The sequence below is a fragment of the Salinivibrio sp. AR647 genome (genome assembly GCF_001995415.1).
Classification (GTDB): domain Bacteria; phylum Pseudomonadota; class Gammaproteobacteria; order Enterobacterales; family Vibrionaceae; genus Salinivibrio; species Salinivibrio costicola.
Map to the genome: position 1 here is coordinate 122,625 of NZ_MUFE01000007.1, position 22,221 is coordinate 144,845.

The 22,221-nt window shown below is 47.5% G+C and carries 19 protein-coding genes; 10 read left to right on the forward strand and 9 right to left on the reverse strand.

Annotation, left to right across the window (positions count from 1 at the left end; translation table 11 throughout):
- The first annotated feature begins 269 nt into the window (after positions 1 to 269).
- Both BZG76_RS10370 and betA read left to right on the forward strand, forming a co-directional pair.
- Positions 270 to 1,010 carry a FadR/GntR family transcriptional regulator gene (locus tag BZG76_RS10370; RefSeq protein ID WP_077461274.1) on the forward strand — a complete coding sequence of 247 codons (741 nt, stop codon included), beginning with the start codon at positions 270 to 272 and terminating at the stop codon, positions 1,008 to 1,010.
- A 104-nt stretch (positions 1,011 to 1,114) separates the two neighbouring features.
- Complete coding sequence (betA, locus tag BZG76_RS10375) at positions 1,115 to 2,806, forward strand: choline dehydrogenase (protein ID WP_077461275.1); 1,692 nt, start codon at positions 1,115 to 1,117, stop codon at positions 2,804 to 2,806.
- A 50-nt stretch (positions 2,807 to 2,856) separates the two neighbouring features.
- Here betA and BZG76_RS10380 read toward each other — a convergent pair whose 3' ends face one another.
- From BZG76_RS10380 to BZG76_RS10390, 3 genes are read right to left on the reverse strand one after another with little or no spacing between them, the layout of a single operon-like run.
- Positions 2,857 to 4,833 (reverse strand): sensor histidine kinase, encoded by a 1,977-nt coding sequence (locus BZG76_RS10380; protein WP_077461276.1) that lies wholly within the window; start codon positions 4,831 to 4,833, stop codon positions 2,857 to 2,859.
- A gap of 15 nt (positions 4,834 to 4,848) precedes the next feature.
- On the reverse strand, positions 4,849 to 6,807 hold the full coding sequence (locus BZG76_RS10385; RefSeq protein ID WP_077461277.1) for a sensor histidine kinase: 1,959 nt from the start codon (positions 6,805 to 6,807) through the stop codon (positions 4,849 to 4,851).
- Between the two features lie 59 nt (positions 6,808 to 6,866).
- The gene (locus BZG76_RS10390; protein ID WP_077461278.1) at positions 6,867 to 8,411 is read right to left on the reverse strand and encodes a DUF3369 domain-containing protein; all 1,545 of its coding nucleotides are present in this window, start codon (positions 8,409 to 8,411) and stop codon (positions 6,867 to 6,869) included.
- A gap of 379 nt (positions 8,412 to 8,790) precedes the next feature.
- Between BZG76_RS10390 and BZG76_RS10395 the strand changes: the two genes are divergently transcribed.
- The 3 genes from BZG76_RS10395 (at position 8,791) to BZG76_RS10405 (ending at position 11,406) form a co-directional block, all read left to right on the forward strand.
- On the forward strand, positions 8,791 to 10,674 hold the full coding sequence (locus BZG76_RS10395) for a methyl-accepting chemotaxis protein (protein WP_077461279.1): 1,884 nt from the start codon (positions 8,791 to 8,793) through the stop codon (positions 10,672 to 10,674).
- A 157-nt stretch (positions 10,675 to 10,831) separates the two neighbouring features.
- Complete coding sequence (locus tag BZG76_RS15670) at positions 10,832 to 11,065, forward strand: DUF3955 domain-containing protein (RefSeq protein WP_021022767.1); 234 nt, start codon at positions 10,832 to 10,834, stop codon at positions 11,063 to 11,065.
- A gap of 38 nt (positions 11,066 to 11,103) precedes the next feature.
- Positions 11,104 to 11,406, forward strand: coding sequence for a YrhK family protein (locus BZG76_RS10405; protein ID WP_077461280.1), 303 nt, complete (start codon positions 11,104 to 11,106; stop codon positions 11,404 to 11,406).
- 79 nt (positions 11,407 to 11,485) lie between these two features.
- Here BZG76_RS10405 and BZG76_RS10410 read toward each other — a convergent pair whose 3' ends face one another.
- The 3 genes from BZG76_RS10410 to BZG76_RS10420 are packed head-to-tail and all read right to left on the reverse strand — an operon-like array spanning position 11,486 to position 13,583.
- Positions 11,486 to 11,806 (reverse strand): AzlD domain-containing protein, encoded by a 321-nt coding sequence (locus tag BZG76_RS10410; RefSeq protein WP_021022769.1) that lies wholly within the window; start codon positions 11,804 to 11,806, stop codon positions 11,486 to 11,488.
- The gene (locus tag BZG76_RS10415; protein WP_077461281.1) at positions 11,803 to 12,525 is read right to left on the reverse strand and encodes an AzlC family ABC transporter permease; all 723 of its coding nucleotides are present in this window, start codon (positions 12,523 to 12,525) and stop codon (positions 11,803 to 11,805) included. Before BZG76_RS10415 ends, BZG76_RS10410 begins: the two co-directional genes overlap by 4 nt.
- Before the next feature lie 32 nt (positions 12,526 to 12,557).
- Positions 12,558 to 13,583, reverse strand: coding sequence for a Preprotein translocase subunit SecY (locus BZG76_RS10420; RefSeq protein WP_077461282.1), 1,026 nt, complete (start codon positions 13,581 to 13,583; stop codon positions 12,558 to 12,560).
- A gap of 259 nt (positions 13,584 to 13,842) precedes the next feature.
- Here BZG76_RS10420 and BZG76_RS10425 point away from each other — a divergent pair, with 259 nt between their 5' ends.
- The 3 genes from BZG76_RS10425 to BZG76_RS10435 all read left to right on the forward strand — a co-directional run bounded on the left by BZG76_RS10425 (position 13,843) and on the right by BZG76_RS10435 (position 16,528).
- Positions 13,843 to 14,184, forward strand: a complete 342-nt coding sequence (locus tag BZG76_RS10425) for a TraR/DksA family transcriptional regulator (protein WP_077461283.1) — start codon at positions 13,843 to 13,845, stop codon at positions 14,182 to 14,184.
- Positions 14,185 to 14,254: 70 nt separating this feature from the next.
- The gene (locus tag BZG76_RS10430) at positions 14,255 to 15,460 is read left to right on the forward strand and encodes an MFS transporter (RefSeq protein ID WP_077461284.1); all 1,206 of its coding nucleotides are present in this window, start codon (positions 14,255 to 14,257) and stop codon (positions 15,458 to 15,460) included.
- A 216-nt stretch (positions 15,461 to 15,676) separates the two neighbouring features.
- Entirely contained in the window at positions 15,677 to 16,528 is an 852-nt protein-coding gene (locus BZG76_RS10435; RefSeq protein ID WP_077461285.1) for a universal stress protein, read from the forward strand.
- Positions 16,529 to 16,615: 87 nt separating this feature from the next.
- Here BZG76_RS10435 and BZG76_RS10440 read toward each other — a convergent pair whose 3' ends face one another.
- The 3 genes from BZG76_RS10440 to BZG76_RS10450 form a co-directional block, all read right to left on the reverse strand.
- The gene (locus BZG76_RS10440) at positions 16,616 to 17,164 is read right to left on the reverse strand and encodes a hypothetical protein (protein ID WP_021022772.1); all 549 of its coding nucleotides are present in this window, start codon (positions 17,162 to 17,164) and stop codon (positions 16,616 to 16,618) included.
- A gap of 134 nt (positions 17,165 to 17,298) precedes the next feature.
- Complete coding sequence (locus tag BZG76_RS10445) at positions 17,299 to 17,799, reverse strand: response regulator (protein WP_021022773.1); 501 nt, start codon at positions 17,797 to 17,799, stop codon at positions 17,299 to 17,301.
- Positions 17,796 to 19,739, reverse strand: a complete 1,944-nt coding sequence (locus BZG76_RS10450) for an ATP-binding protein (RefSeq protein WP_198532333.1) — start codon at positions 19,737 to 19,739, stop codon at positions 17,796 to 17,798. The genes BZG76_RS10445 and BZG76_RS10450 overlap by 4 nt, the downstream gene beginning before the upstream one ends.
- A gap of 267 nt (positions 19,740 to 20,006) precedes the next feature.
- Here BZG76_RS10450 and BZG76_RS10455 point away from each other — a divergent pair, with 267 nt between their 5' ends.
- Both BZG76_RS10455 and BZG76_RS10460 read left to right on the forward strand, forming a co-directional pair.
- Positions 20,007 to 21,293, forward strand: a complete 1,287-nt coding sequence (locus BZG76_RS10455) for a DUF945 family protein (RefSeq protein WP_077461287.1) — start codon at positions 20,007 to 20,009, stop codon at positions 21,291 to 21,293.
- Between the two features lie 164 nt (positions 21,294 to 21,457).
- On the forward strand, positions 21,458 to 22,198 hold the full coding sequence (locus BZG76_RS10460) for a flagellar brake protein (RefSeq protein ID WP_077461288.1): 741 nt from the start codon (positions 21,458 to 21,460) through the stop codon (positions 22,196 to 22,198).
- Positions 22,199 to 22,221 lie beyond the last annotated feature (23 nt).

Consider the following 22,221-nt stretch of genomic DNA (forward strand, 5'->3'; position numbering starts at 1 on the left):
CTCAGTCTTTTAAAGGAATATGATTATACAAGGTGAAAAAATAAGGCGGGAACGACTAGGGCGGCGTCATGCGCATGGCAACTCTCCTTTATAAATAAAAAACGTGATGATAGTCACTGACTACTCTCTATTCAAGACCCAATCCCAAATATCGAGGTTTAATCGCCAAGCTCATCGCTAAGGTACTACCAAAAGAGGTTTTTAAAGATAAATTTGACGATATAACGATTATTTTGCTAGTTTGGTAGGACCAAAAGAGAGGGGCCATCATGACAGCATCCACAACCAGTCTGTTTCATCCGGTACAAATGGGACGTGCCAGTGAAGACGTTGCCTTGCAGATCGAATCTGCGATTTTATCGGAAGCGCTGAAGCCGGGAGACAAGTTACCCAGTGAACGTGAGCTACAGCAACAGTTTGGGACGGGGCGTGGGGTAGTGCGCGAGGCGATTCAATCACTCAAACAAAAAGGCTTGATTGAAATTCGTAAAGGGCAAAAAGGCGGAGCGGTTGTCCGCCAAGTTGACGTGCACAATATTAGCGAGTCACTGGCATTGTTCTTAAAACAAAGTCACGTCAAAGCAGACAAAGTGGCGGAATTTCGTGAAACCGTCGATCACAGCTTAGTACTGCTCGCGATCAGTCGTGGAACAAAAGAACAAAAGCAACAGTTGAACGATAAGGTCGCCGAGCTTGCGGCACTTGCCAAAGATGATGAGCCCGATCTCGCTCGTTTAGGGGAGCTCGACCGAGCACTGAACTTGTTGATTGCTACCATGTCGGGAAATCCGATTTTTGAGTGGGTGATGCATGCGATACAGCAAGGGTTTAGCTCACACGACTATGCGCTTTATCAGGCGACGGATTACCGTCGTCTTACAGTGGAAAACTGGCAACAGACCGTTAACCACATTATCGCTGCGGAGCCGTTTAAGGCACAAGCAACGATTAGCCACCATTATCGGTTGCTACAACAATGCATTGATGCACAAGTATCAAGCGAATTATAAAAATCATCAAAAAGGAAACCTCTACACAATCATACCCATCACCCGTGTTGCGATTATTCCGGGCTTATGCCCTGCGCGCGGGAAGGACAAAAACTGGAGGTTTTATGGGACAGCAACAAAATTACGACTACATCATTGTTGGTGCAGGCTCGGCAGGCTGCGTACTGGCGAATCGTTTAAGTGCCAATCCAGATAACAAGGTGCTGTTACTCGAGGCGGGACGCCCTGACTATCGTATTGATTTTCGTATTCACATGCCTGCGGCGTTAACCTATCTGCTAACAGATAGCACCTATAACTGGCTCTATGAATCCGAGCCCGAACCGAATATGCATAATCGCCGCATTGCGCAGCCGCGCGGTAAAGTGCTGGGTGGTAGCAGTAGTATTAATGGCATGATTTATATTCGTGGTAATGCGCTGGATTATGAAAAGTGGGCCAACGATCACGGGCTGAAAAAATGGGATTATGCCCATTGCTTACCGTATTTCCGCAAGTGTGAGACGCGATTAAAAGGCCAAGATGACTATCATGGCAACAATGGTCCGCTGGCGATTGAAACCGCACAATGTGATAACCCTCTGTTTAGTGCGTTCTTTGACGCGACGCAACAAGCGGGCTATCCATTGACCGACGACGTGAATGGTTATCAGCAAGAAGGCTTTGGTATTTTTGATCAAAATATCTATCGCGGCCGTCGTCACAGTGCTGCCCGGGCGTATTTACACCCGGTCATGAACCGTAAAAATCTGACAGTACTGACAGGGGCAACGACCGATAAGATCGTGTTTGAAGGTAAAACCGCGATTGGGGTGGAATACCGTAAGTGGGGTCGCAAAAAAACCGCTTATGGGGCTGAAATTATCAGCTGCGGCGGCGCGATTAACTCACCCAAGCTCTTACAATTATCCGGTGTAGGTGATGAGAATACGCTGAAAAACTTAGGTATCAAACCGGTGCATCATTTGCCWGGCGTGGGAGAAAACTTACAAGATCACTTAGAGCTGTATGTGCAGTACGAATGTAAAGAGCCTGTGAGTATGTATCCGGCCTTGAAGTATCACAATCAGCCCAAAATTGGTTTTGATTGGCTTTTCCGTCGTAAAGGTGCTGCCGCGACTAACCACTTTGAAGCGGGTGGATTTGTGCGCGGTAACGACGAAGTCGCCTACCCGAATTTACAGTTCCACTTTTTGCCGTTGGCGATCCGTTATGATGGTTCGGCGCCGAACAAAGGACATGGTTTCCAGTTACACGTTGGGCCGATGAATACTGATGTGCGTGGCCATGTCAAAATTCGTAGTACCAACCCGGATGAGAAGCCAGAGATCTTCTTTAACTACCTTTCAACGCCACAAGAGCGTAAAGAGTGGGTGGAAGCGATCCGTGTCTCTMGCGATATCATCGCCCAGCCGGCTTTTGATCATTTACGTGGCAAAGAGCTTTCGCCGGGCAGCGAGGCACAGACGGATCAGGAGATCCTCGATTTTGTGGCTCGAGAAGGGGAAAGTGCCTATCACCCAAGCTGTACATGTAAGATGGGCCTTGAAAGTGACGAAATGGCCGTGGTGGATGAATCATTGAATGTGCATGGGGTGAAAAATTTACGTGTCGTTGATGCGTCCGTTTTCCCGGCGATTACCAATGGTAACCTGTATGCGCCGACGATCATGGTGGCTGAAAAGGCCGCTGATATGATCATGGGCCACACGCTTTCGCCGGCGAAAGATGCGGAATACTACCGCTATCTTCCTGAGCATGCCCCCGCACCGGAAGAAGACGCGGCGCTGGCTTAAATTCTGCCTGCGTTAGACGTTAATCACCAAGAGCCAGCCATGCTGGCTCTTTACTCGTTTAAAGCCCCGCCATTTTTTGTCTCAGTGTCTTCCAAATGGGGAGATGCTTGAAGAAACTTGGGTAACGTTAATGTGACCGCCACGCCTTGGTTAACGTCAGAGTCAAATTTGAGCTGGCCTTGCAGCTTTTGATATACCAAATTAAAAACAAGGTTCAGCCCCAATCCTGACCCTCCTTTGCCGCGCTTGCTCGTATAAAAGGGCTCAAAAATGCGTTGATGTAAGTCGGGAGGCACCCCCACACCATTGTCAGTATATACGATGCCAACCTCGTCGTTATGGTCTATCACTTTGATGTGGATATTCGGATTGCTTACCCCTTCAAAGGCATGACGAACGCTGTTCATCACTAAGTTTGAAATGACTTGCGTTAATACGCCCGGCAAGCTACTCATCAGTAGTTCCGCATCGCCCTCGACAACAGGTGTTACTGGGACTTTTTTCGTTTCAGGATGCAGGCTCCCTACGAGCGCATCCAGGGTTTGTACAGGGCGGAATTGACTGCGGCTTTCAGAGACTTGATCGACTGCGGTTTGTTTAAAATCTCGAATCAAGCGGGCGGCACGATTGAGGTTATTTTCTAGCATGCCAGTGCCGTCTGTGATTTGTTGCATCCATTCTGTGTATTGTTGGCTGGTTAGCGTTTGCTGCTCGAACGCGGTATTCAAGCGTGAAACGGCCTCTTTAATTACTGAGTTGGCGGTTACGGCTATCCCAAGTGGTGTATTGACCTCGTGGGCGACACCGGCGACTAAACGTCCGAGCGCCGCGAGTTTTTCTGATTCTACCAACTGATTCTGTGCCGCTTTGAGATGGGCCATACTGTGTTCTAAATCTTGAGTCCGCGTTTCGACGGTAGCCTCCAAGGTTTGATTCAGTTTTTCTAGCTCAAACTGTGTTTGCTTTAGCTCGGTAATATCAATTGCTGTCCCTCGAAAACCGACGAAGCCTTGACCGTTAAAATGCGCGACGCCTTGGAAAACAAAATAATGGGTATTGCCGTCGAGGGTGATATGCTCCTCACACATGGTGAAGCTTTCACAGGCATCCATTTTGTTTAGCAGCGACGCGCAATGAATAAGTGCTGGAACCGCTTTTATTTTTGTAGGGGACTCAATCGAAATAGCCAACGCAGACTGCATTGCTTCTGAACAAAAGGTGAGTCGCTGTGTCGCGTCGGTTTCCCAAAGCCAGTCTGACGCAGCGTTAGTAAAGTCCGCTAACCGTTGTTGCTCTAAGATAATATTTTGATAAAGGTTACTTATCCGTAAGGTGATTTTATTGGTTTCGTCAGCGAGCCAGTCCAGTTCGTCATTTTTCTCCATGATAAACTTGCGATGTTTTAGGTTTAGCGGCTCATGAGTCGGTGCTAAAGGATCAAATTGACGTAAATGCTTGGCGATGGCGAAAACCCGCTGGCTGACACTTTGGTGAAATACCCACAGGATTAACGCGCAGACAATCAGTGTTTTAACGCCATTAAGAAGCAGCGTGACTAAAAATTGTTGTAGTAACACGTCATAGATTTTTTGTGTGTCTGATTCAATCTTTAAAACCCCGAGCTCGATACGACGCTCGGTGTCTGGGTGCACGTAAGTGAGCACTGTTTCGCTCGTGACCGTACTTTGTGTGTTGGGTTGACCGGCATCTAAAACAACCTCATCAAACTCAACGGATAGGTAATCAATATAGGGTAAATTAACCAGGCCGTTGAGGCGGTTCTGCGCACTGACCAGATCAAAGACCCAGAGTGAGGATGCAAGCAGATCTGCATGTACATTCTTAATTTCATATTGGCGTTTATCAACGTTATTGAATGCCTCTTCATAGTCCCATGATAGTTGCAAGAGCGTTGTCATGATGGTGAAAACGCCACTGAGAAGCACCATCAATAAAATGATACGCCGTCCAACAATGCTAAACAGTGGATGACTTAACCCTTGTTCAAATTTTTGCAGCTTTCCCATGCTCTTTTTATCGCCTTAGTGCTTGTCTTTGCTTACGTTTCGCGAGCTGCGAGTCGATAAGCTCAAAGGGATTAAAAACATAAATTTAGCGCCTTTTCCTGGCTCTGATTCAAATTGAAGCTCGCCTTCTAACTTTTGCCTAACCAAATTAAATACCAGATTCAGCCCTAGGCCTGATCCGCCCCGTCCGCGTTTAGTGGTATAAAAAGGTTCAAAGATACGATGATGTAGAGCGGGATCAATACCACATCCGTTGTCCTGATAACTGAGGTACAGATGGTCGTCTTGTGTTTCAAATTCAATAATGATTTCAGGCGATTGAGTATCTTCAAAAGCATGATTGATACTGTTCATGACAAGGTTTGAGATAATTTGAGTGATCACACCAGGTAAACTGTACATCCGTATATTGTTATCACCTACAACCTGCGGCGTCACTGGGACTTTACGCGTTTCTGGGTGCAGGCTAGCAATCAATGCATCTAAGGTTTGTTTGACATCGAATTCAGTGAGTGCTTCAGAGACTTGATCGACCGCGGTTTGTTTAAAGTCGCGAATAAGACGTGTGGCACGTGTTAGGTTATGCTCGAGCATTTGTATGCTCTCATTCGCCTGCTTCATTAAAGAAGCAAACTGCGTGCTGGTCAGGGTTTGGTTTTCAAATGCTTGATTGAGCGTTTTGGTGACGTCTTGAACAACCGAGGAGGCGGTAACCGCGATCCCCAACGGGGTATTAACTTCATGTGCAACGCCGGCGACTAAGCTTCCTAACGCGGCCAGTTTCTCTGACTCAACTAACTGCTCTTGCGCCGCGGTTAGGTGTTCCATACTTTCTTGCAGCTCTCTGGTTCGCTCGTCCACCGTTAACTCTAGATTTTGGTTCAATGCTTCCAGTTCAAATTGCGCGGCTTTAAGCTCAGTGATATCAATGCCGGTACCACGAAACCCCCGAAAGCCATTCACACCATGATGGGCGATCGCTTGAAATACAAAATAACGGCTTTGCTCTCCGAATGGGATGGTTTCTTCACACATGGCAAAGTCTTGTTGATGATTAAGATAAGTCACAAATTGCTGACAGCCAATGCCATGCACTAAGTCTTTGAGGTTGGGAAAGCGATTGGCCCCTAAACCGAATGCTTGTCGCATTGGCTCAGAACAAAAAGTGAGCTTGAGATCGGCATCGGTTTCCCAGAGCCAGTCAGAAGATACATGGGTAAAGTCCGATAGCCGTTCACGCTCTAACATAATATTACGGTAAAGCGTTAACATATTATTGGTGATTTTATTGGCTTCGTCGGCAAGCCAGTCGAGCTCATCCTCTCTTTCCATAATGAAGCGTTTTCGCGGCAAAATGAGTTTGTCGTCCTTGGGATCGAGTGGGTTGTAGTGGCGAAGAAATTGAGCAATTTTAAAGACTCTTTGACTGACGGTATAATGAAAGACTAAGAGAATGAAGAAGCAAACCAGCAAGGTTTTTATGAGGTTGAGTAGCAAGGTAATAAAAAAACGCTGCGTCAATTCGGTATAGATGGTCTGGATATTTGACTCAACATAGACGGTACCGACGCGCTGCGTTTTACCTGTATCTGGGTCATCATATTCCAGTGGGTATTCATTCACCATCTTTTTCAGGTCGACTGGCTTGCCTGCCTCAAAAAGATAGTTTTCGGACCGTATGGCTAGGTAGTCAACATGAGGAAGGTTGACTAATCCATCGATTCGCTCTTGAACACTGGTGAGATCGTAAATCCACAGTGAGCTCGCGATTAATTCGGCGTGGATATGCTCAATTTCATCATGGCGATTTTCCACTTGACTAAAGGCTTCATCATACTGCCAATAGCTCTGTAACACTGTGGTCAATAGCGTGAAAAAACCGCTGAGACAAACCATAATCAGCAGAATGCGTCGGCCTACTAGGCTGAAGAAAGGGTTACGAATGCTGTCATCGAATTTATGGCTTCGGGTCATAGATAGACTGGCGCGCTGTAATGATGATTAAGAGAAAAATCTAAATGTAAATCTTCAGTTCAATCTGGGTACGCTTCCCTAATGGCAACGAAGTCATCCCAATGCTCAAGGAGTAAATCGACGAGCTTGGGTTCAAAATGTTTGCCGCGTTGCGCGAATAACTCATGACGGATATCGTCATCTGTCCACGCTTCTTTGTAAGACCGTTTAGACCCTAGCGCATCAAATACATCGGCCAAAGCTGAAATGCGCCCGCTAATCGGGATTGCCTCTGCGGCTAGCTGGTTAGGATAGCCACTGCCGTCCCACTTTTCATGATGTGTGGCTGCTATTTCCTTGGCTTCTAAGATTAATCGTCGCTTTGAATGGCTCAGTATTTCTACGCCATATTCAACGTGTTTTTTCATGATGTCCCACTCTTCTGCATTGAGCTTACCGGGTTTATGTAAAATAGCGTCAGGAATGGCGACTTTACCCACATCATGCAGCGGTGAGCTATGTTTCATCAGCATCGTTTTTTGTTCATCCAGCCCATACAGCTCGCCCAGTTTTTCACAAAATAAAGACACACGTTGTACATGAGCGCCGGTTTCTTTACTCCGCGCTTCAACGGCATTGGCAAGGTTGTACACCAGCTCTTTGGAGGTTTCGCGAAGATCCACCATGAGGCTGAGGTTCTCAAAGGTTAAACCAATGTTCTGCATATATATTTTGAGTAAATGCTGATCTAATTCCGAAAGAGTTTTCGCGTGGTTGACGTACAACAGAAATTCGACATCCTCATCATCACGATGGAATAGAACAAACCCATCATCAAACTGAATACTCGTCCGAGTTTCGAGGGCTTGTTTGCATCGAGCTGATACAATAGGAGGCAGTTTTTCAAACGCGCACTCGGTATAGCAGTCCACATATTCACCGGTCGCGGCGAGGGTTAACGCTCTTGTTTCTTCGGCGCCTGGGCGTGGTTGTACCACGCAATAAAAGGCAGAATCGTGAATATGAAGCAGTGAGGTAAGCTGTTCTAACACCGCAGTGGCGTAATGTTGAAGATTAGTGGTGTTCTGTACATTGGCTGATGCCTCAATCACGCGCTTAAGGCCTTGCTTTTGTTCTTCTATCGTACATAGATCGCGATACGAGCGGAGCATCGAGTAGAGTAAGGTTTTCAGCTTTTGTGTCGTCAGCTCGGTTTTTTCTTTGTAGTCATCAATGTCATAGTCACGAATTACGCTATCTTCTGGTGCCTGTCCCGCTTGACCTGTGCGTAGCACTAGCCGAATAACATGATCGTTCATTTCGTTACGGATATAGCGTACCAGGTCAAGTCCAGCATGTTCGGTTTCCATCACCACATCGACAAGCGCTAAGGCAATGTCCTGCTCTCGCTGTAAAATCTCTTTTGCTTCCTGACCTGATAAGGCAGAAAGCAGCTCTAGCGGGCGTCCTTGAAAAGTGAACCCTGTCAGCGCTAGCCGTGTCACTTCATGCATCAGATCATCGTCATCAATCAGCAGTATACGCCATGGCGTTGCCGCCGACGCTGTATTTGTGTCAGTAGACTTGGGCGCTGCGCCGTCACGTTGATCTGCAAACAAGTCCATTCAATTCGCCCCTATTAGCGTTTATCTCAATTAGTTAAAGCGTAGTGTAGGTCATTAAAAGTTGCGAGGTGAGAATAAGGATTTGGATGTTGAACGTAATATTCAACTTTTCAGCTTGTTACATTTATCTGATCTGGCGCAGGCAACCCGCTACCATGCCTGTTAAGCTGTGAGTGCGATACAATAACAGTGACCGTAAGCTTAGGTTTGTTGCAGTATGTGGTCTGTTTTATAGCCAGTTAACAACAGACTGAGTAACCCTTTCACAAAAATGTTGTGATGGACCTATCAGTTGTTTGGCGCCCATTTTGCCGGGCGTCAGGAACACTGTTTTACTGAAATTATAATTAATACATTATGACGGACTAACAAGGCAGTTATGTTTAAAAAACTTTCCCTCAAGCACAAGCTGGCGGTCTCTGCCGGGCTTGCCATTATTATCGGTGGCTTTCTGGTCGAGGCGCTTTCTTTTAGAGCCTCTTTGTCGCGACTCGATACAGAAGTGGCGCAACGACTAGAGAGTACAACAGCGTCGTATAATCAGTATGTGTCGGATTGGGTGGCATCCAAAGAGCGAGCCATGACATCACTGACCCGCGAAGCGGATCCAGACAACATGGTTACTCACCTCAAACAGGTTCGCGATTCGGGCGGATTTGATAATGTCTTTCTCGCGTATCCGGACGGTAGCCAAGATAATGCCAATGGGGTGGTGTTGCCGCCGGGTAATGACGATCCTAGAAAATGGGGCTGGTACACCAATGCCAAGGCTTCGCCGTCTAATGTGTTTATGGATAATCCAACGGTAGCTGCAGCAACGGGGGCGAATGTTGTCTCATTGGGTAAGGCATTGCAGTTTAATGGGCAAACCTTGGTGTTGGGCGCAGATGTAGAGATTGGCGATATCATCGAGGGCTTGGAGAAAGTTATTTTGCCTGGTAGTGGTTATATGTTTATTGCCAACCAGGATGGCAATGTTTTTACGCATGCGAACACCGATCTGCTTAATCAATCCATTAGTGAACTAGGGTTATCGTTTAATACGATAAAATCGGCGATGAATTCCGGTGGGAGTGTCACCGCTGAGGTAGGCGGCGCTGAAAGTGTCGTATACGCAAAAGCGATCAAAGATACCGATTTGATCACGGTGACCGTCATTAATTACGACTCCTTAGTGGCACCACTGTTTGATGCGGTATGGGGACAAATTGCGGTCACTATTGCGGTTGTTATTGCATGCACGCTGTTATTTAACTTACTGGTTAATATACTGTTTAGGCCGTTAACCAATGTTTCCAACGCGTTGGAGCAAATTGCTCATGGTAGCGGTGATCTTACGCAACGGATTGAGGTAGAAAGCGACGATGAAGTGGGGCAGTTGGCAAAAAACTTCAACACTTTCGTTGGCAGTATGCATCAGCTCATCAGCCATATTCGTGAACAAGCGCAGCAGTTGACCTCGCAATCAGATAGCAGTACGGAACGCGCTCGCCGTAACGTAGATGATATTAATCAACAGCAACAAGAAGTCACTATGGTAGCCACGGCGGTTACTGAACTGGCCTCCGCCACGCAAGAGATTGCTTCTCACGCGGAGCACACGGCCAGTACAGCGCAAGCGTCGACGGAGAGTACCGATAACGGGCGTGCGGTGGTTGAAAATACCAAAACATCGATCACACGCTTATCGGATGAACTCAAGCAGGCGAGCACCATCGTTGCCGAGTTGGACAAACACTCGCAAGAGATTTCAACCGTATTATCGACCATTCAAGGTATTGCCGAGCAAACCAATCTGTTGGCATTGAATGCGGCGATCGAGGCGGCACGTGCGGGTGAACAAGGTCGCGGTTTTGCGGTGGTAGCCGACGAAGTTCGTATCTTATCGCAACGTACACACGCGTCCACAGAAGAAATTAAATCAACGATCGAGACCTTGCAAACCACAACTGCTAGCGCTGTGTCGACCATGGAAAGCAGTTCATCCCTGGCGGGCGATTCGGTTGCTGATGTTGATAAAGCTACTGCGGCGCTGAGTGAAATTGATGCGGCGGTAAATCAGATAAGTGATATGGCGACGCAAATTGCCACGGCAGCGGAAGAGCAGACTCATGTCACGAGTGAAATCACACAGAATATTACCTCAATCAAGGACGTGTCTGAGCACTTAGTACACAGCGCTAACGATACCTCACAAGAGGCGGATAATCTGCGTCATCAAGCCACCAAACTGAACGACAAAGTCTCGACCTACAAGCTGTAGGTTCGATGATTTATTGGTGTTAAGCTAATCACGTAGGCCAGCGTTCACCTTGGTACCAACATGGTGAACGCTTTTTTTTGAAAAAAATGCAAAAAACAGGGAACTTCTGAGACAGTAGTCAGTCACAAAGGGTACTGAAGCAATTAAAAAAGGTTTTATGTTAACCCTACTGCGACATTTTCGTACATCTTTTATCTTCTTTCTACTCGGCATCGGTTGCCTGCTCGCTTTCAACCTTTCCACACCACAAATAGCTGCAAACAGTTCGATACAAGAGCTATTCGCCTTCATTCCTCTTGCATGGTTGTTTTTAGGCATGAGTGCTGTCACCTTCTTCTTGAATATGGTGCAGACGATGCTGGGGATTAAACGCCAACACATTGACTGTTAATGCCATCGATTATTAATACCAAGGTCCAGAGGAAGCAAATGATACAGCGTAATGGCCGAGAGCTGGATATTGATATTGGTAATAAGCATTTTGCGATTCAGCGTCGTTATGAAGCCTTTGGTGCATTTAACGACCTGTTGATTGCGATCTGGTTTTTGATTGGAAGCTTCTTTTTTCTCAATGATGCATTGATAGAAAGCGGCACCTGGCTCTTTATCGTCGGGAGTGCGCAGCTTCTGCTCAAGCCGAGTATCAAATTAACAGGATTGGTGCACGTCTCACGCGTGCACCAACGTGTTCAAAAGCAAGGTGTTCAAAAGCAACATGTTCAAAATAACTGATGTTCATATGTGAATCACAGATATATTGAAGATGATAAAAAAGGCGGGTAAATGCTCCCGCCTTTTGTTTTTCTATGCGTTAGCCGAACACCTGTAGCTGAAGGGCAACAAAGAAGCCAATCGATATCCCGACGACTAATAACGTTGATAAACGGGTGCACGCTAAGCCAATGGCAACCATCGCGCCTAGCAAATAAGGGTTGGTAGTAGAGATAGCCAGTTTATCTTCGGGAAAGAAGACAATCGGCACCCACAGCGCGGTCAATACCGCCGGTGCTGAGTAGGTAAGCAGCCGTTGCAACCGAGGACCGATGCGCACAGGCACACTGCGTGCAAGCAGAAGGTAGCGCACGGAGAAGGTGATCAACGCCATGGCGACGATCATTAACCAATAGTTCATGATGTCATCCTCCTAGCGGGTAGCGATTCAGCGAGCAACCCCGACGCCATACCAATTCCGGTTGCCATAATCAGCGCATGGGGGATCTGGTAATAGGTGAGTAGCAACATGCTTAAACCGCTCGCTAAGGCACACAGTAAAACGGGCCGTGTTTTTATACTGGGTACCGTGAGCGCGATGAATGTTGCCGCAATGGCAAAGTCGAGCCCAATGGCCTCCAATGCTTTAAGTTGTGACCCCGCCAAAATGCCGGCTAAGGTGGCAAGATTCCAACCGATGTAAAACGCCGCGCCGGTATAAAGGGCATAATGTTTAGAAAACCTGTCGTGCTTGCGAGTGTGTGCGGTTGAAAGTGCATACATTTCGTCAGTTAATAAGAAGCCAAGGCCGAGGCGCCACTTGAGAGGCAAAGGGGTAATGTACTGACGAAAGTGTGCGCCATATAACAGGTGGCGTGCGCTGATCACCAAAGTAGAGCCCAACACGGCGGGTAGGCCAGCCGCACTGCCGACCATCATGGTGCCGGACAACTGCACTGCACCCGCGAAAACGAGTAATGACATCGCCTGTGTTTGCAAGGCACTAAAGCCCATTTGCAGCCCTAATGAACCACATAAAATTCCCCACGGGAGAACGGCGAGGCAAAGCGGACTAACATCGCCTAATGCGCGCCATAGCGATGCTTTGGGAGCATGCAGCTCTTGTGCAGCGTTATGCATAGGTCACCTTCTTGTTGTGTTTTTCGTCTAGTCTAACCGACCCAATGATAATGATGGTTAGGTTTTTTGGCGACGAGCCCCTCTTTTTGCAATTGAGTAAAAAGATTATCGACAGTGTCTTGGCTTAGCGCATACTCAGTGCTTACCGCTTTTTTACTACAGCGTATCGTTTTGGCAGCAAGTGCGGTTTTTATATCGGTATAAGGGAACCCAAGCGTCTCATCGTTAGGCGTTTCAGGCAAGGAGGTTGCCTGGCCTGAGGTCGTCTGGGTCTCGCTCGATGTTGCAGGTGTAGTCGCGTTTAAAGGATCGCTGTGTGGGTGATGGTACCAGTGGCGAAAGCGTTGTTCCTCACCGATGACGCCAACAAAAAAAGCCGCGAATAAATCTAATAATACGGAAAGAAATATCACCAGCCAAGATTGGGCCTGATCCGTGCTCACCCCTAAGGTATTGGCGAGATTACTGATGAGTCCTAAAACGGAGCCTTGAGCCACCGCCGGTAAACTGTCACGCGTTAATGCCAGTTGTTGTTGTTCTTTGCGCAACTGGGTGTTTTCCTGTTGTAGCCGTGCCACACCCGTCGCAATTCTATCTAGCTCAATATACCGTTCAGCGGCCTCGTTATTCAGTGCAATTTGCTGCTCAATTGCTTCAATTTGGCGGTCATAAGCCGCGACCTTGGCTTGGCCTTGTTGCTGCTCACTCTGTGCTGCATTCGTGGCACTGTTAATGCCGCCGATGCTACCGCCAATCGAGATTAGAGCCAAAATGAGATAAAAACCGAGTGCCGAGGCGGCGCCAGTATAGTTACCGTGGGCACGACGTTCGCCAAACTCATACCAAGCATAAAACTTACCTGCTTCAAAAATGACAGCAAGCGCGCCAAACAACCACTGCATTAACGGGTTGTCATCAAGCGAGAGAAATAAAAGGAGCGAGAAAATCGTTGAGGCCACAATCGCGGCACTGGTAAAGCTGTAAACACTCACTATCGAAAAGCGGCCCTTTGGGAAACGATAGGTATCTCGAGGGAAAGGCCCGGCAACTGGATTCATGCTGTCTTTTTATCCTGACGAAATGAAGAAGTTGCAAAGCCTAGCGCAGATCGTGGCGTTTGTGTGTTAGTCAGGTGTGAAAATTCGAATGAACGCCTGATTCCTCACCAACCTGCGTTAAAAGGCATCGTCACTCAGTAAGGATCTGCCTATTCGTCACTATCACGGATTATCGAGCCGCACTATTTCCTCTCTATCGAGGAAAATGTCATAGTAAGCCTTTCATTAAGGCAAATGCTTATAGCTGAGGAATACAGGTATGGATCTTGATAATTTTCATGCTCAGTTGTCCGCGTTAGAAGCCGAGCTGTTGGCTGAGCTAGAGGTGGGTGAACAAAATGGGGCGGATAGTACGATCATATTAGATCAACAAAGTGTAGGCCGCTTGTCGCGAATGGATGCGATGCAGGGCCAACAGATGGCGATTGAACAAAAGCGGCGTCGAAAAGAACGCTTATTACAGGTTAGAGCAGCCATTAAGCGGATTGAAGACGAGGACTACGGATATTGTCTCGATTGTGACGAACCGATCAATCCGAAACGCCTCGAATTTGACCCTTGCGCACAACGTTGTGTGGTCTGTGAGGAGAAACAGGCATGAGTATTCGCGTCCTCAAGAAGAACGATTCGTTGAGCTACTTCCAAGTAATTTCAGCCATTAACGGGAATATATGTTAGCGCGATCCTATGCGATTCTAATAAAAAACCAATGGCCATTAATTGCCTTTGGTTTTTTTTCGATTTTCTTTGGCAATATTGGGCAGTCATTTTTTATTAGTTGGTATGGAAGCAGTATTAAAGACGCTCTGTTACTGAGTGATGCGACTTATGGTGGCATCTATGCGGTTGCGACTATGACCAGTAGTGTACTTGTAATTACCTTCGGTGGTGTCGTTGATCGTATTCGTGTCGATAAACTGTTGGTCTTTTTTTCGATATTACTTACGACAGCTTGTCTGTTGATGTATTCGGTAGACAGCATCATCGGGTTATTGATTGTCTTCTTTTTACTACGCTTTTGTGGTCAAGGTTTTTTACCTCATATTGCACAAGCAACCGTGATTAAGCGTGCTGAACAAGATAAAGGGAAAGCGATTAGCCTCGTCGGCAGCGGAGTTGCCCTCGGAGAAGTTGTTTTACCGTCTCTGCTAATTGCGCTTATCGCATTTTTAGGCTGGCGGGAAAGTTGGTTATTTATCGCTGCAGCTACCTTGTTTGTCTTTCTACCTTTTATTTTGTTTTTGGTTAAAAAAGCCGATCTTAAACAGCCTTATTCTAGCGCTAGTGACGCTAATAAAGCGAGTGATGCAAGCCGTAGGCATGTGATCAAAGATTGGCGCTTTTGGATGATTATACCTCTGGCGCTCATCACGCCTTTTCTTGTCACGGGGGTTTTTATTCAGCAAGATTTTATTTTAGATGCAAAGCATTGGGCCCCCAGTGTATTGGCGGGAAGTTTCGTATTCTATGGCGCTGTGCATTGGTTAAGTTCGGTTGTGTCTGGCAACCTCATTGATAAATATAGATCTAGAAATGTTCTCATCCTCATACCTATCCCGCTTATTCTTGGCTTGATAGTGATTGCTAACGTCCACCATCCGATTGCTGCACCTCTTTTTATGTGTTTGTTTGGCTTGGCGATTGGGGCGACCAACCCGGTTATTAATACGTTATGGGCCGAAATGTATGGTGTCTCTCATATTGGTGCCATTCGCTCACTGGTAACTGGCATGATGATTCTTTCGACGGCGCTGGCACCTTGGATCTTCGGCGTCATGATCGATATCGGTTGGACCCTTGATGAGGTTGCTTATGCGCTTATCGGACTTATCTTTTCTTTTTCGCTATTGCTCGTACCAGTATATCCACGTATTTGAATATTCAGTGACAGAAAAGGAGAGTAATGCCATGAATCAGTTAAACAAGTGCGAGTAAACATGGTGGCGGGATCAATTTTTTACCGATTTACGCTTTACGAGACGCGTGTGTCTGTCACTATCAATGGCATAGTAGCAAATATGATAAAAGGTTGATCGTTGTCAGCAAATGATTGAGTGAATGGGCAGCGATATTCAACAAAGAGGAGAGAAGGTTTGGAGCAACGGATCCTAGCATGCGTCGATGGCCCGCATTATTCAAAGCCAGTGGCAGCGTTGAGTATTTGGGCGGCAAGCCGTCTGTCTGTACCCTTAACACTACTCCATGTACTGGATAAATCGTCTCGCCAGCCGGAGCCTGAACTATCCGGTAACTTAGCTGCAGGCAGTCGAGAGCAACTATTACAAGAATTGGTTGAGCTAGATGGTCAGCGCGCTAAGCTCGAAATGAAGCATGGGAAAGTGCTACTTTCTGAGCTGGCAGACGACGCCAAAGCGAAAGGTTTGGGTGATGTTAGCACCTTGCAACGTCATGGCAACCTGGTTGAAACCTTGCTTGAGCTGGAAGCACAAACGCGTGTCTTGGTGCTGGGAAAGTCTGGTGAAGTACATCAAAGTGATGCTAGAGCCATCGGTTCACAACTTGAAAGTGTCGTGCGTTCTATTAAGGCACACACGCTAATTGCTAATGGTGAGTTCTCGACACCTGACAGTTATTTGCTCGCATTTGACGGCAGTGACATCAGCGAAAAGCTGGTGGAGAAGGCGCTCGTCACCCCATTATTAGCGGGAATGACTTGTCACTTAGTGATGGTAGAAGATTCGCAAGAGAAATTGGCTGCTTTTAAACGGGCGGCTGAGCGATTGCAAGCGGCAGGCGTCAATGTCGTGCAAGCGCAACTCACGGGTGAGGTACACCGAGCTATCTTAGATTATCAAGCGTCAAATCAAGTGGGTATGATTGTGATGGGGGCGTACGGGCATTCAAAACTACGTCAGTTCTTTGTCGGAAGTAACACCACCAAGCTGCTGATTGAATCGACGGTACCCATGTTATTGATTCGCTGAGGACTGGGCAGAAGCGAACCTTCGTCACTGACAGAAAGATAAAAACCCGCATCAAAGCGGGTTTTTTTGATCTTGGCTGTATCGCTATCAGTACTTAAAGCGTGTCGTAAACATAAACTGATCGCCATACCACTCGTTAACTCGGTATGCCGCGCCTAACGAGAACAGTTCGGTTGCGTGGAATCGACCGTAAGCAGAGCCAAACGTATCTTCTTCATCATCCACGGTGAGTAGACCGATTTCACCGCCCACTTCAACTTGTGGCCCCAACCATTGGCGAATACCAAGATTGATTTCTAAACCCACATCGCTGTTGAAGTTCTCTTTATTGACGCCGCGCGCAAGCAATTCACCGGTCAAGTCTGCCCAGTTATTGATCGGTGCATGAAAACCAATCCCTGCAGCGGTATCCCAATCCGAATCAAACTCGGTATCTGCTTCAACACGAATGTGCGCATTAGGGTGAATAGACATGCTAAATCCTGCACCATAGGTGAGGGGGCTAACACCGACACGTCCTTCCAAGTAATCGTAACTAAAATTACTCATGGTGGTGAGGTTGGCGTCTTCTTCATTGGCCACGGCGCTGAAAGAAGCCAACGCGACAATCGCGCTAGCTAAAAGAGATTTACGCATTATCAATTCCACTTGTTATTGGTGTTGAAATCATTCTATAAGACGATTGCGCGCTGAAACAAGCACATCCGCCCGTCATTTAGGCTTTTTTACGCATTTCTGACCCAATGCGCGGTTATGGCAATAAATTGGGACTATTCGCCGTCCATATTCCATTTGTTGCGGTTAATCGCCTCCACGACACGCGGGGTATCGAGTACGCTAGCCCAAGGGAACAAATTGGGTTCGTGAGCAACCACATAGCTGGTTAACTGATCGGTCACCACGCTCACTAAGGTGTCTTTCTGCCACGGTTTTGCGAGATAATAGTGCAAACTGGCATGATTCACCGCTGATACTGTATCTTCCAGCCCTGCTTGACCCGTGAGTAAGACCTTGCGTGCCGAAGCGGTTTGAGGCTGATTAGCCAGCTCAATGAGAAAATCGACGCCTAATTCATCTGGCATAATGTGATCACACAAGATAAGTGCCAGTTGTGTTCCTTCCGTGGCCATATCGCGAATCACATCGCGTGCCTCGGAAACGGACTCGGCGGCTTCGACCTCAAAGTGATCGGTAAAACCTTGCAAATCGTCTATCACGCTATCGAGGACATCGCGTTCATCATCCACACATAAAATTAAATATTGGCTCATGCTTGTGGCTCCTTATTGGCAGAGGCGGGGAGTGCTATGGGCAAGGTGACTGTCATCGTGGTGCCGTTCCCGAGTTGGGAGCGGACCTGAATATCGCCCCCTTGCTGATGAACAATGGTTTGACACATGGTCAGGCCAATACCCAAACCAAAATGCCCCTCGCGCTTGGTGGTGTAGTTTAACGCGAACATTTTTTCTTGCTGTTCTTGCGTCATTCCTATCCCCGTATCCGTCACCGATACTTGAATCATGCCAGATGCTTGGTCGTTAAGGGTTTTAACTGTCACGGTAAGTGTGCCCGGCTCTGGCATCGCATCCAGTGCGTTGGCAATAAGGTTGGTCCAAACCTGTGCCAAAGCTGATGGCTGAGTGATAATGTCAGGCACCCAGTCATAGTACTTTTCTAATTGGTGCGGTTTGAGTCGGTGCTCGAATAACGTCAGGGTGTCATCAATGCTTTCAATAATATGAGTACGCTGGCGCTGTTCACTGTCTTGGCGCGCATAGGTGCGTAAGCTTTTGACCAGATCGGCGATCCGACCTGCACATACATGATTAGAGCGTAATAGGCGACCACAACGGGCGTATTGCTTCCAAGTTGCCAATTCAGTGTCAAAATGTGATCCCAAACGTTGTTGCCAGTTGGTCACCGTATCTTGTTGATACAGGCCAATATTCACCAGGTCTCGTGCCGTGCGTTTATTCCCGGTCATTTCACTTAACGTACGTGTATGTATTCGCGCGGTGGCGGTTGATAGCGGGGTACTGTCGCGGTTGTTTTGCAAAAGGGTAAGGGCTTGTTCGCGGCTGGCAGCATCAAGGGGCGTTTTTGCGACGTGCTCTAAAGCGTCGGCAAGTGCGTCGCTATTGCGTAAAATCGCGGAAACAGGGTTATTGAGCTCATGTGCGACACCGGCGACCAGCTGGCCCAGGAGCGCCATTTTTTCTTTTTCTAACAACTGGCGATTGGCCTCATCCAGCGAAGCGAGTGTTTGCTGTAGCTGGATTTCGGTATCAATGCTGCGCTTTAAGCGTTGGTTAAAATGCAATAGTAGGTATTGAATAAACAGGGGTAACAGCTCTGAGCGGCTGGTCATTATTTTGCTAAATAGCGTATGGTCGATTTTGATCACCCGGGTGCGAGTGAGTGTGCGCCCAGTCGAGAAAGAGACCTCGCCAGTGACAAACGACATGCTACCAATCAAACTGCCGGCAGAGAGGGTAGAGACATGGTGCACTTGCCCTTTATCATCGGTTTTATAGAGCCCAACGTCGCCTTCGGCAATAAACCATAAAAAGGCGTTGTCTTGGTTTTCTTTCGTGAGTACATGGTTGGCGCTGTAGGTTCGGCAGGCACGGCTTTCGTCATTGCCGTCAAAAAAGGCATAAAGGCCAGCAATCACTCGGTCGGCAATGTCTGCTTTATTGCTTTCGGCTGGCGCGAGCAATTGTGACTGAAATTGGTTAATCTCACGTTCGACTTGCGCATCCAGTAAGGTGCGATGATCCAGCACTTCGCTATAACGCAATAGATCGTGTTGGCAATGCCGCAAGACATAGGTTGTGAGTTCTTTCTCTGCGACCCGCCGTAATTCATCTGCTCGCCACGGCTTGTGCATGCAATAATTTAACCGGCCCTCATTGACTGCCTGCAAAATGACATCGTACTGCGGCGCTTCGCTGAGCAAAATAGTACGCGCCCCTTTACTGGCGGCATGGTTGTCAACGTTGACTAATAAATCAATGCCATCATTGCTCCCAGGCGCGTTATGACAAATCAATAACGCCACCTGTTGCTCGTTCGCTTTCAAATCATTTAACAACGCATAGGCATCGTCAGGGGTATCAGTACTGCATAGATCAAAGACATCGCGAAACGGCGCGAGGTCGTGAGAGAGCTTTTCCACCGCGAGAGGGTCTTGGTCAATGCACAATATCACATAAGGGTTCATACACTCTGCCGATTTGTCGCGAATTCGCTTTAATTATAGGCATTTATTCGCTTCAATGATGCGAAATAGTCGACATTCATGAACATATCCTGCTGAACCTCGCAACCTTAATGCGCGCGCCCATCGTGACCTATTCGATGGATAGACACATGATGCTTGCTAACTTAAACCTGTATCTCAATCTATCAGTATATTATCGTCAGCGTCCATTTTTGGTTACACTAACGGTTTTCGTGTCCTTGGAGCAAAAAAGACATGTTTTTAGGAAAGTATGGCGCCATTGCCGGCGCCCTTGCGGTGGTTGCGTGTTGGCCATTTGCTACGGGTCAAATTGCACATTCAATGTATGAGCGTGAAGTGGATCAACGCACAACCGCAGATTTTACGCTCGAGGAACAGAGCTATGAGCGAGGCTACTTAAGCTCACAAGCGGTTACGCGTGTCCAGTTTAAGGGCGAGAGTAAAGTGTTATTGGAGCAGTCAGGGTTACCGGTTGCCTACGAGATCACATCAGAGATATCTCACGGTGTATTGGGGGTCTCGTCGAGCAATACCTTGGTAATGACCCCAGAGCTACAACAAATTACTCAAAAGGTATGGCCAGGTAATCCGACACCGGTTCGCTTAGACCTTGATACGCTGCTGACCGGCGCCTCTGACTATCATCTGACGGTGGCGCCTTTCTCGCTTTCGGAGTCAAACAGTAATCTAACCGCAAGTGAACTGAGTGTTAAAGGCGAGATTGACCGCAAAGGACGCGGTAAAGCAACCTTCTCACTGCCTGCTCTCGCCTTTAATGATGATAATGGCCAGCAGTTGAAAGTTGATACCATCACAGGGAGCGGCCAAGGTTATCTGCAAGAGGGATTATGGATTGGTAATCAGTCGCTCTCGATTGAGCAAGCGCAGCTAGATAACGGCAATGGTCAATCGGTCCAGCTTGCTCAGGTTGAGCTTGAAATTGGCAATGAGCTGGTTGAATCGGCGTCAGCGCGGTCGCTGAATAATACCAATCAACTCACCGTTGGTGAGATAACGTTGCCAGATCAAACCCGTTGGCGCAACTTGGTGGTAGCGTTAGATGCTAACCACCTTGATTATACGGCTATGTCTCAGATCGCATTGCTATCGTCACAGTGGCAAGAGGGCCAGGCGCCGGGAAGTGCGTCTGCGATGGAACAAGCCGTTGTGGATTTGTTGCAGTCGGGGTTATCGGTTAATTTGTCGCCGGCAAGCCTGACGCTTCCAGAAGGGGACGTTAGCGTTGATATGCGCCTTGAGCTAAGCGGTGGCGACGCCACGGGTGAGTTTGGCCTGAATCAGCTGGTGAGTCAGTTGTCTGGCAATCTAGATGTGGCGGTACCAAACGTGTTGCTTTCACGGTCGCCATGGCGAGAAAAAGTCAGTAACTTATCCAGTGCGGGGTTCGTCACGCAGTCGGAAAAAACAACCACGCTTACCGCCCGGATTGAAGGTAATCAAGTGGTTGGATCGAGCGGCAATACGGTACCTTTAATGCAGTTTGTTATGTACCTGCTGTAGCCAACGGCTGTTATCGTTAACGTGTAATAGTTTGATGTGTTGACAGCTTGACGTGTCAACAGCTTGACGCGCCAATAACGCATTACGTGCGCGTCATGGCTTCCAAGTGGTAACGGGGATTGAATTTGCCGTTACCTTTGTTCTCTTAACCGCAAGAATTTAGAATGATGCAGTCTTTGCCCCAGCTTAAGGCCAAAAAATATAGAACCGTAAGAGAAGACACCGTCATTGGTCTGCGAGCCGTGGCATTCATGAAACACGGAACGACCACCCAGGTACAAATTAAAACCCCGGTGGGGCAAACGTATCGCTCTGACTGTACCTTTATCGGTTTTGATGGCGAAAAACGGTTGTTCTTTTCTCTGCCCACGGAAAACCTCAATCAGGTTAATCAATTTTTTATTGAAGGTTATCGCCTCGCCGTGGATGCCGTTTCTGATGAGGGTGAAGGCGCGAAAGTACGGTTTGCATCCAAAATTTCCACCGTACTCAAAGCGCCCGTTAATTTGGTGGTGGTTGAGTTACCACAGCAAGCCAAATTGATTCAACAGCGCAAAGATAATCGTTATGAATTAAATGTGAAAGGTGAAGTTCCTCTAGGTAGTCGTCGTTTGTTGGTCAATCTTACCGATATTTCTGCAGGTGGCTGTGGGTTTAGTTTTGATGCTATTGCGCCCGTTTTTGAAAAGCACCATCAAATCGCGATACAAATCCAAGCGCCCGATAGCGACGATTGCTTTGTATTAAGCGGGCAAGTGGAAAACCGTCAGCAAAAATGGGGAATGCAACGCTACGGCGTATCGTTTGACCGCGGTGGCCTTAAACACTGCGAAGCCTTGATTAAACGACTTGTTTACGATGGCTCGCACTACATCTTTAATCCTCATACTGAAGACGCTAAGTGACAACGTCACATACATTGATCGTT

Excerpts from the sequence above, each read along its gene's own strand:
- BZG76_RS10440 (WP_021022772.1), bottom strand. The coding sequence starts at position 17,164 with ATGCGTAAATCTCTTTTAGCTAGCGCGATTGTCGCGTTGGCTTCTTTC.
- BZG76_RS10455 (WP_077461287.1), top strand. The coding sequence starts at position 20,007 with ATGTTTTTAGGAAAGTATGGCGCCATTGCCGGCGCCCTTGCGGTGGTT.
- BZG76_RS10405 (WP_077461280.1), top strand. The coding sequence starts at position 11,104 with ATGATACAGCGTAATGGCCGAGAGCTGGATATTGATATTGGTAATAAG.
- BZG76_RS10370 (WP_077461274.1), top strand. The coding sequence starts at position 270 with ATGACAGCATCCACAACCAGTCTGTTTCATCCGGTACAAATGGGACGT.
- BZG76_RS10380 (WP_077461276.1), bottom strand. The coding sequence starts at position 4,833 with ATGGGAAAGCTGCAAAAATTTGAACAAGGGTTAAGTCATCCACTGTTT.
- BZG76_RS10460 (WP_077461288.1), top strand. The coding sequence starts at position 21,458 with ATGATGCAGTCTTTGCCCCAGCTTAAGGCCAAAAAATATAGAACCGTA.
- BZG76_RS10430 (WP_077461284.1), top strand. The coding sequence starts at position 14,255 with ATGTTAGCGCGATCCTATGCGATTCTAATAAAAAACCAATGGCCATTA.
- BZG76_RS10425 (WP_077461283.1), top strand. The coding sequence starts at position 13,843 with ATGGATCTTGATAATTTTCATGCTCAGTTGTCCGCGTTAGAAGCCGAG.
- BZG76_RS10395 (WP_077461279.1), top strand. The coding sequence starts at position 8,791 with ATGTTTAAAAAACTTTCCCTCAAGCACAAGCTGGCGGTCTCTGCCGGG.
- BZG76_RS10420 (WP_077461282.1), bottom strand. The coding sequence starts at position 13,583 with ATGAATCCAGTTGCCGGGCCTTTCCCTCGAGATACCTATCGTTTCCCA.
- BZG76_RS10410 (WP_021022769.1), bottom strand. The coding sequence starts at position 11,806 with ATGAACTATTGGTTAATGATCGTCGCCATGGCGTTGATCACCTTCTCC.
- BZG76_RS10385 (WP_077461277.1), bottom strand. The coding sequence starts at position 6,807 with ATGACCCGAAGCCATAAATTCGATGACAGCATTCGTAACCCTTTCTTC.
- BZG76_RS10390 (WP_077461278.1), bottom strand. The coding sequence starts at position 8,411 with ATGGACTTGTTTGCAGATCAACGTGACGGCGCAGCGCCCAAGTCTACT.
- BZG76_RS15670 (WP_021022767.1), top strand. The coding sequence starts at position 10,832 with ATGTTAACCCTACTGCGACATTTTCGTACATCTTTTATCTTCTTTCTA.
- BZG76_RS10445 (WP_021022773.1), bottom strand. The coding sequence starts at position 17,799 with ATGAGCCAATATTTAATTTTATGTGTGGATGATGAACGCGATGTCCTC.
- BZG76_RS10415 (WP_077461281.1), bottom strand. The coding sequence starts at position 12,525 with ATGCATAACGCTGCACAAGAGCTGCATGCTCCCAAAGCATCGCTATGG.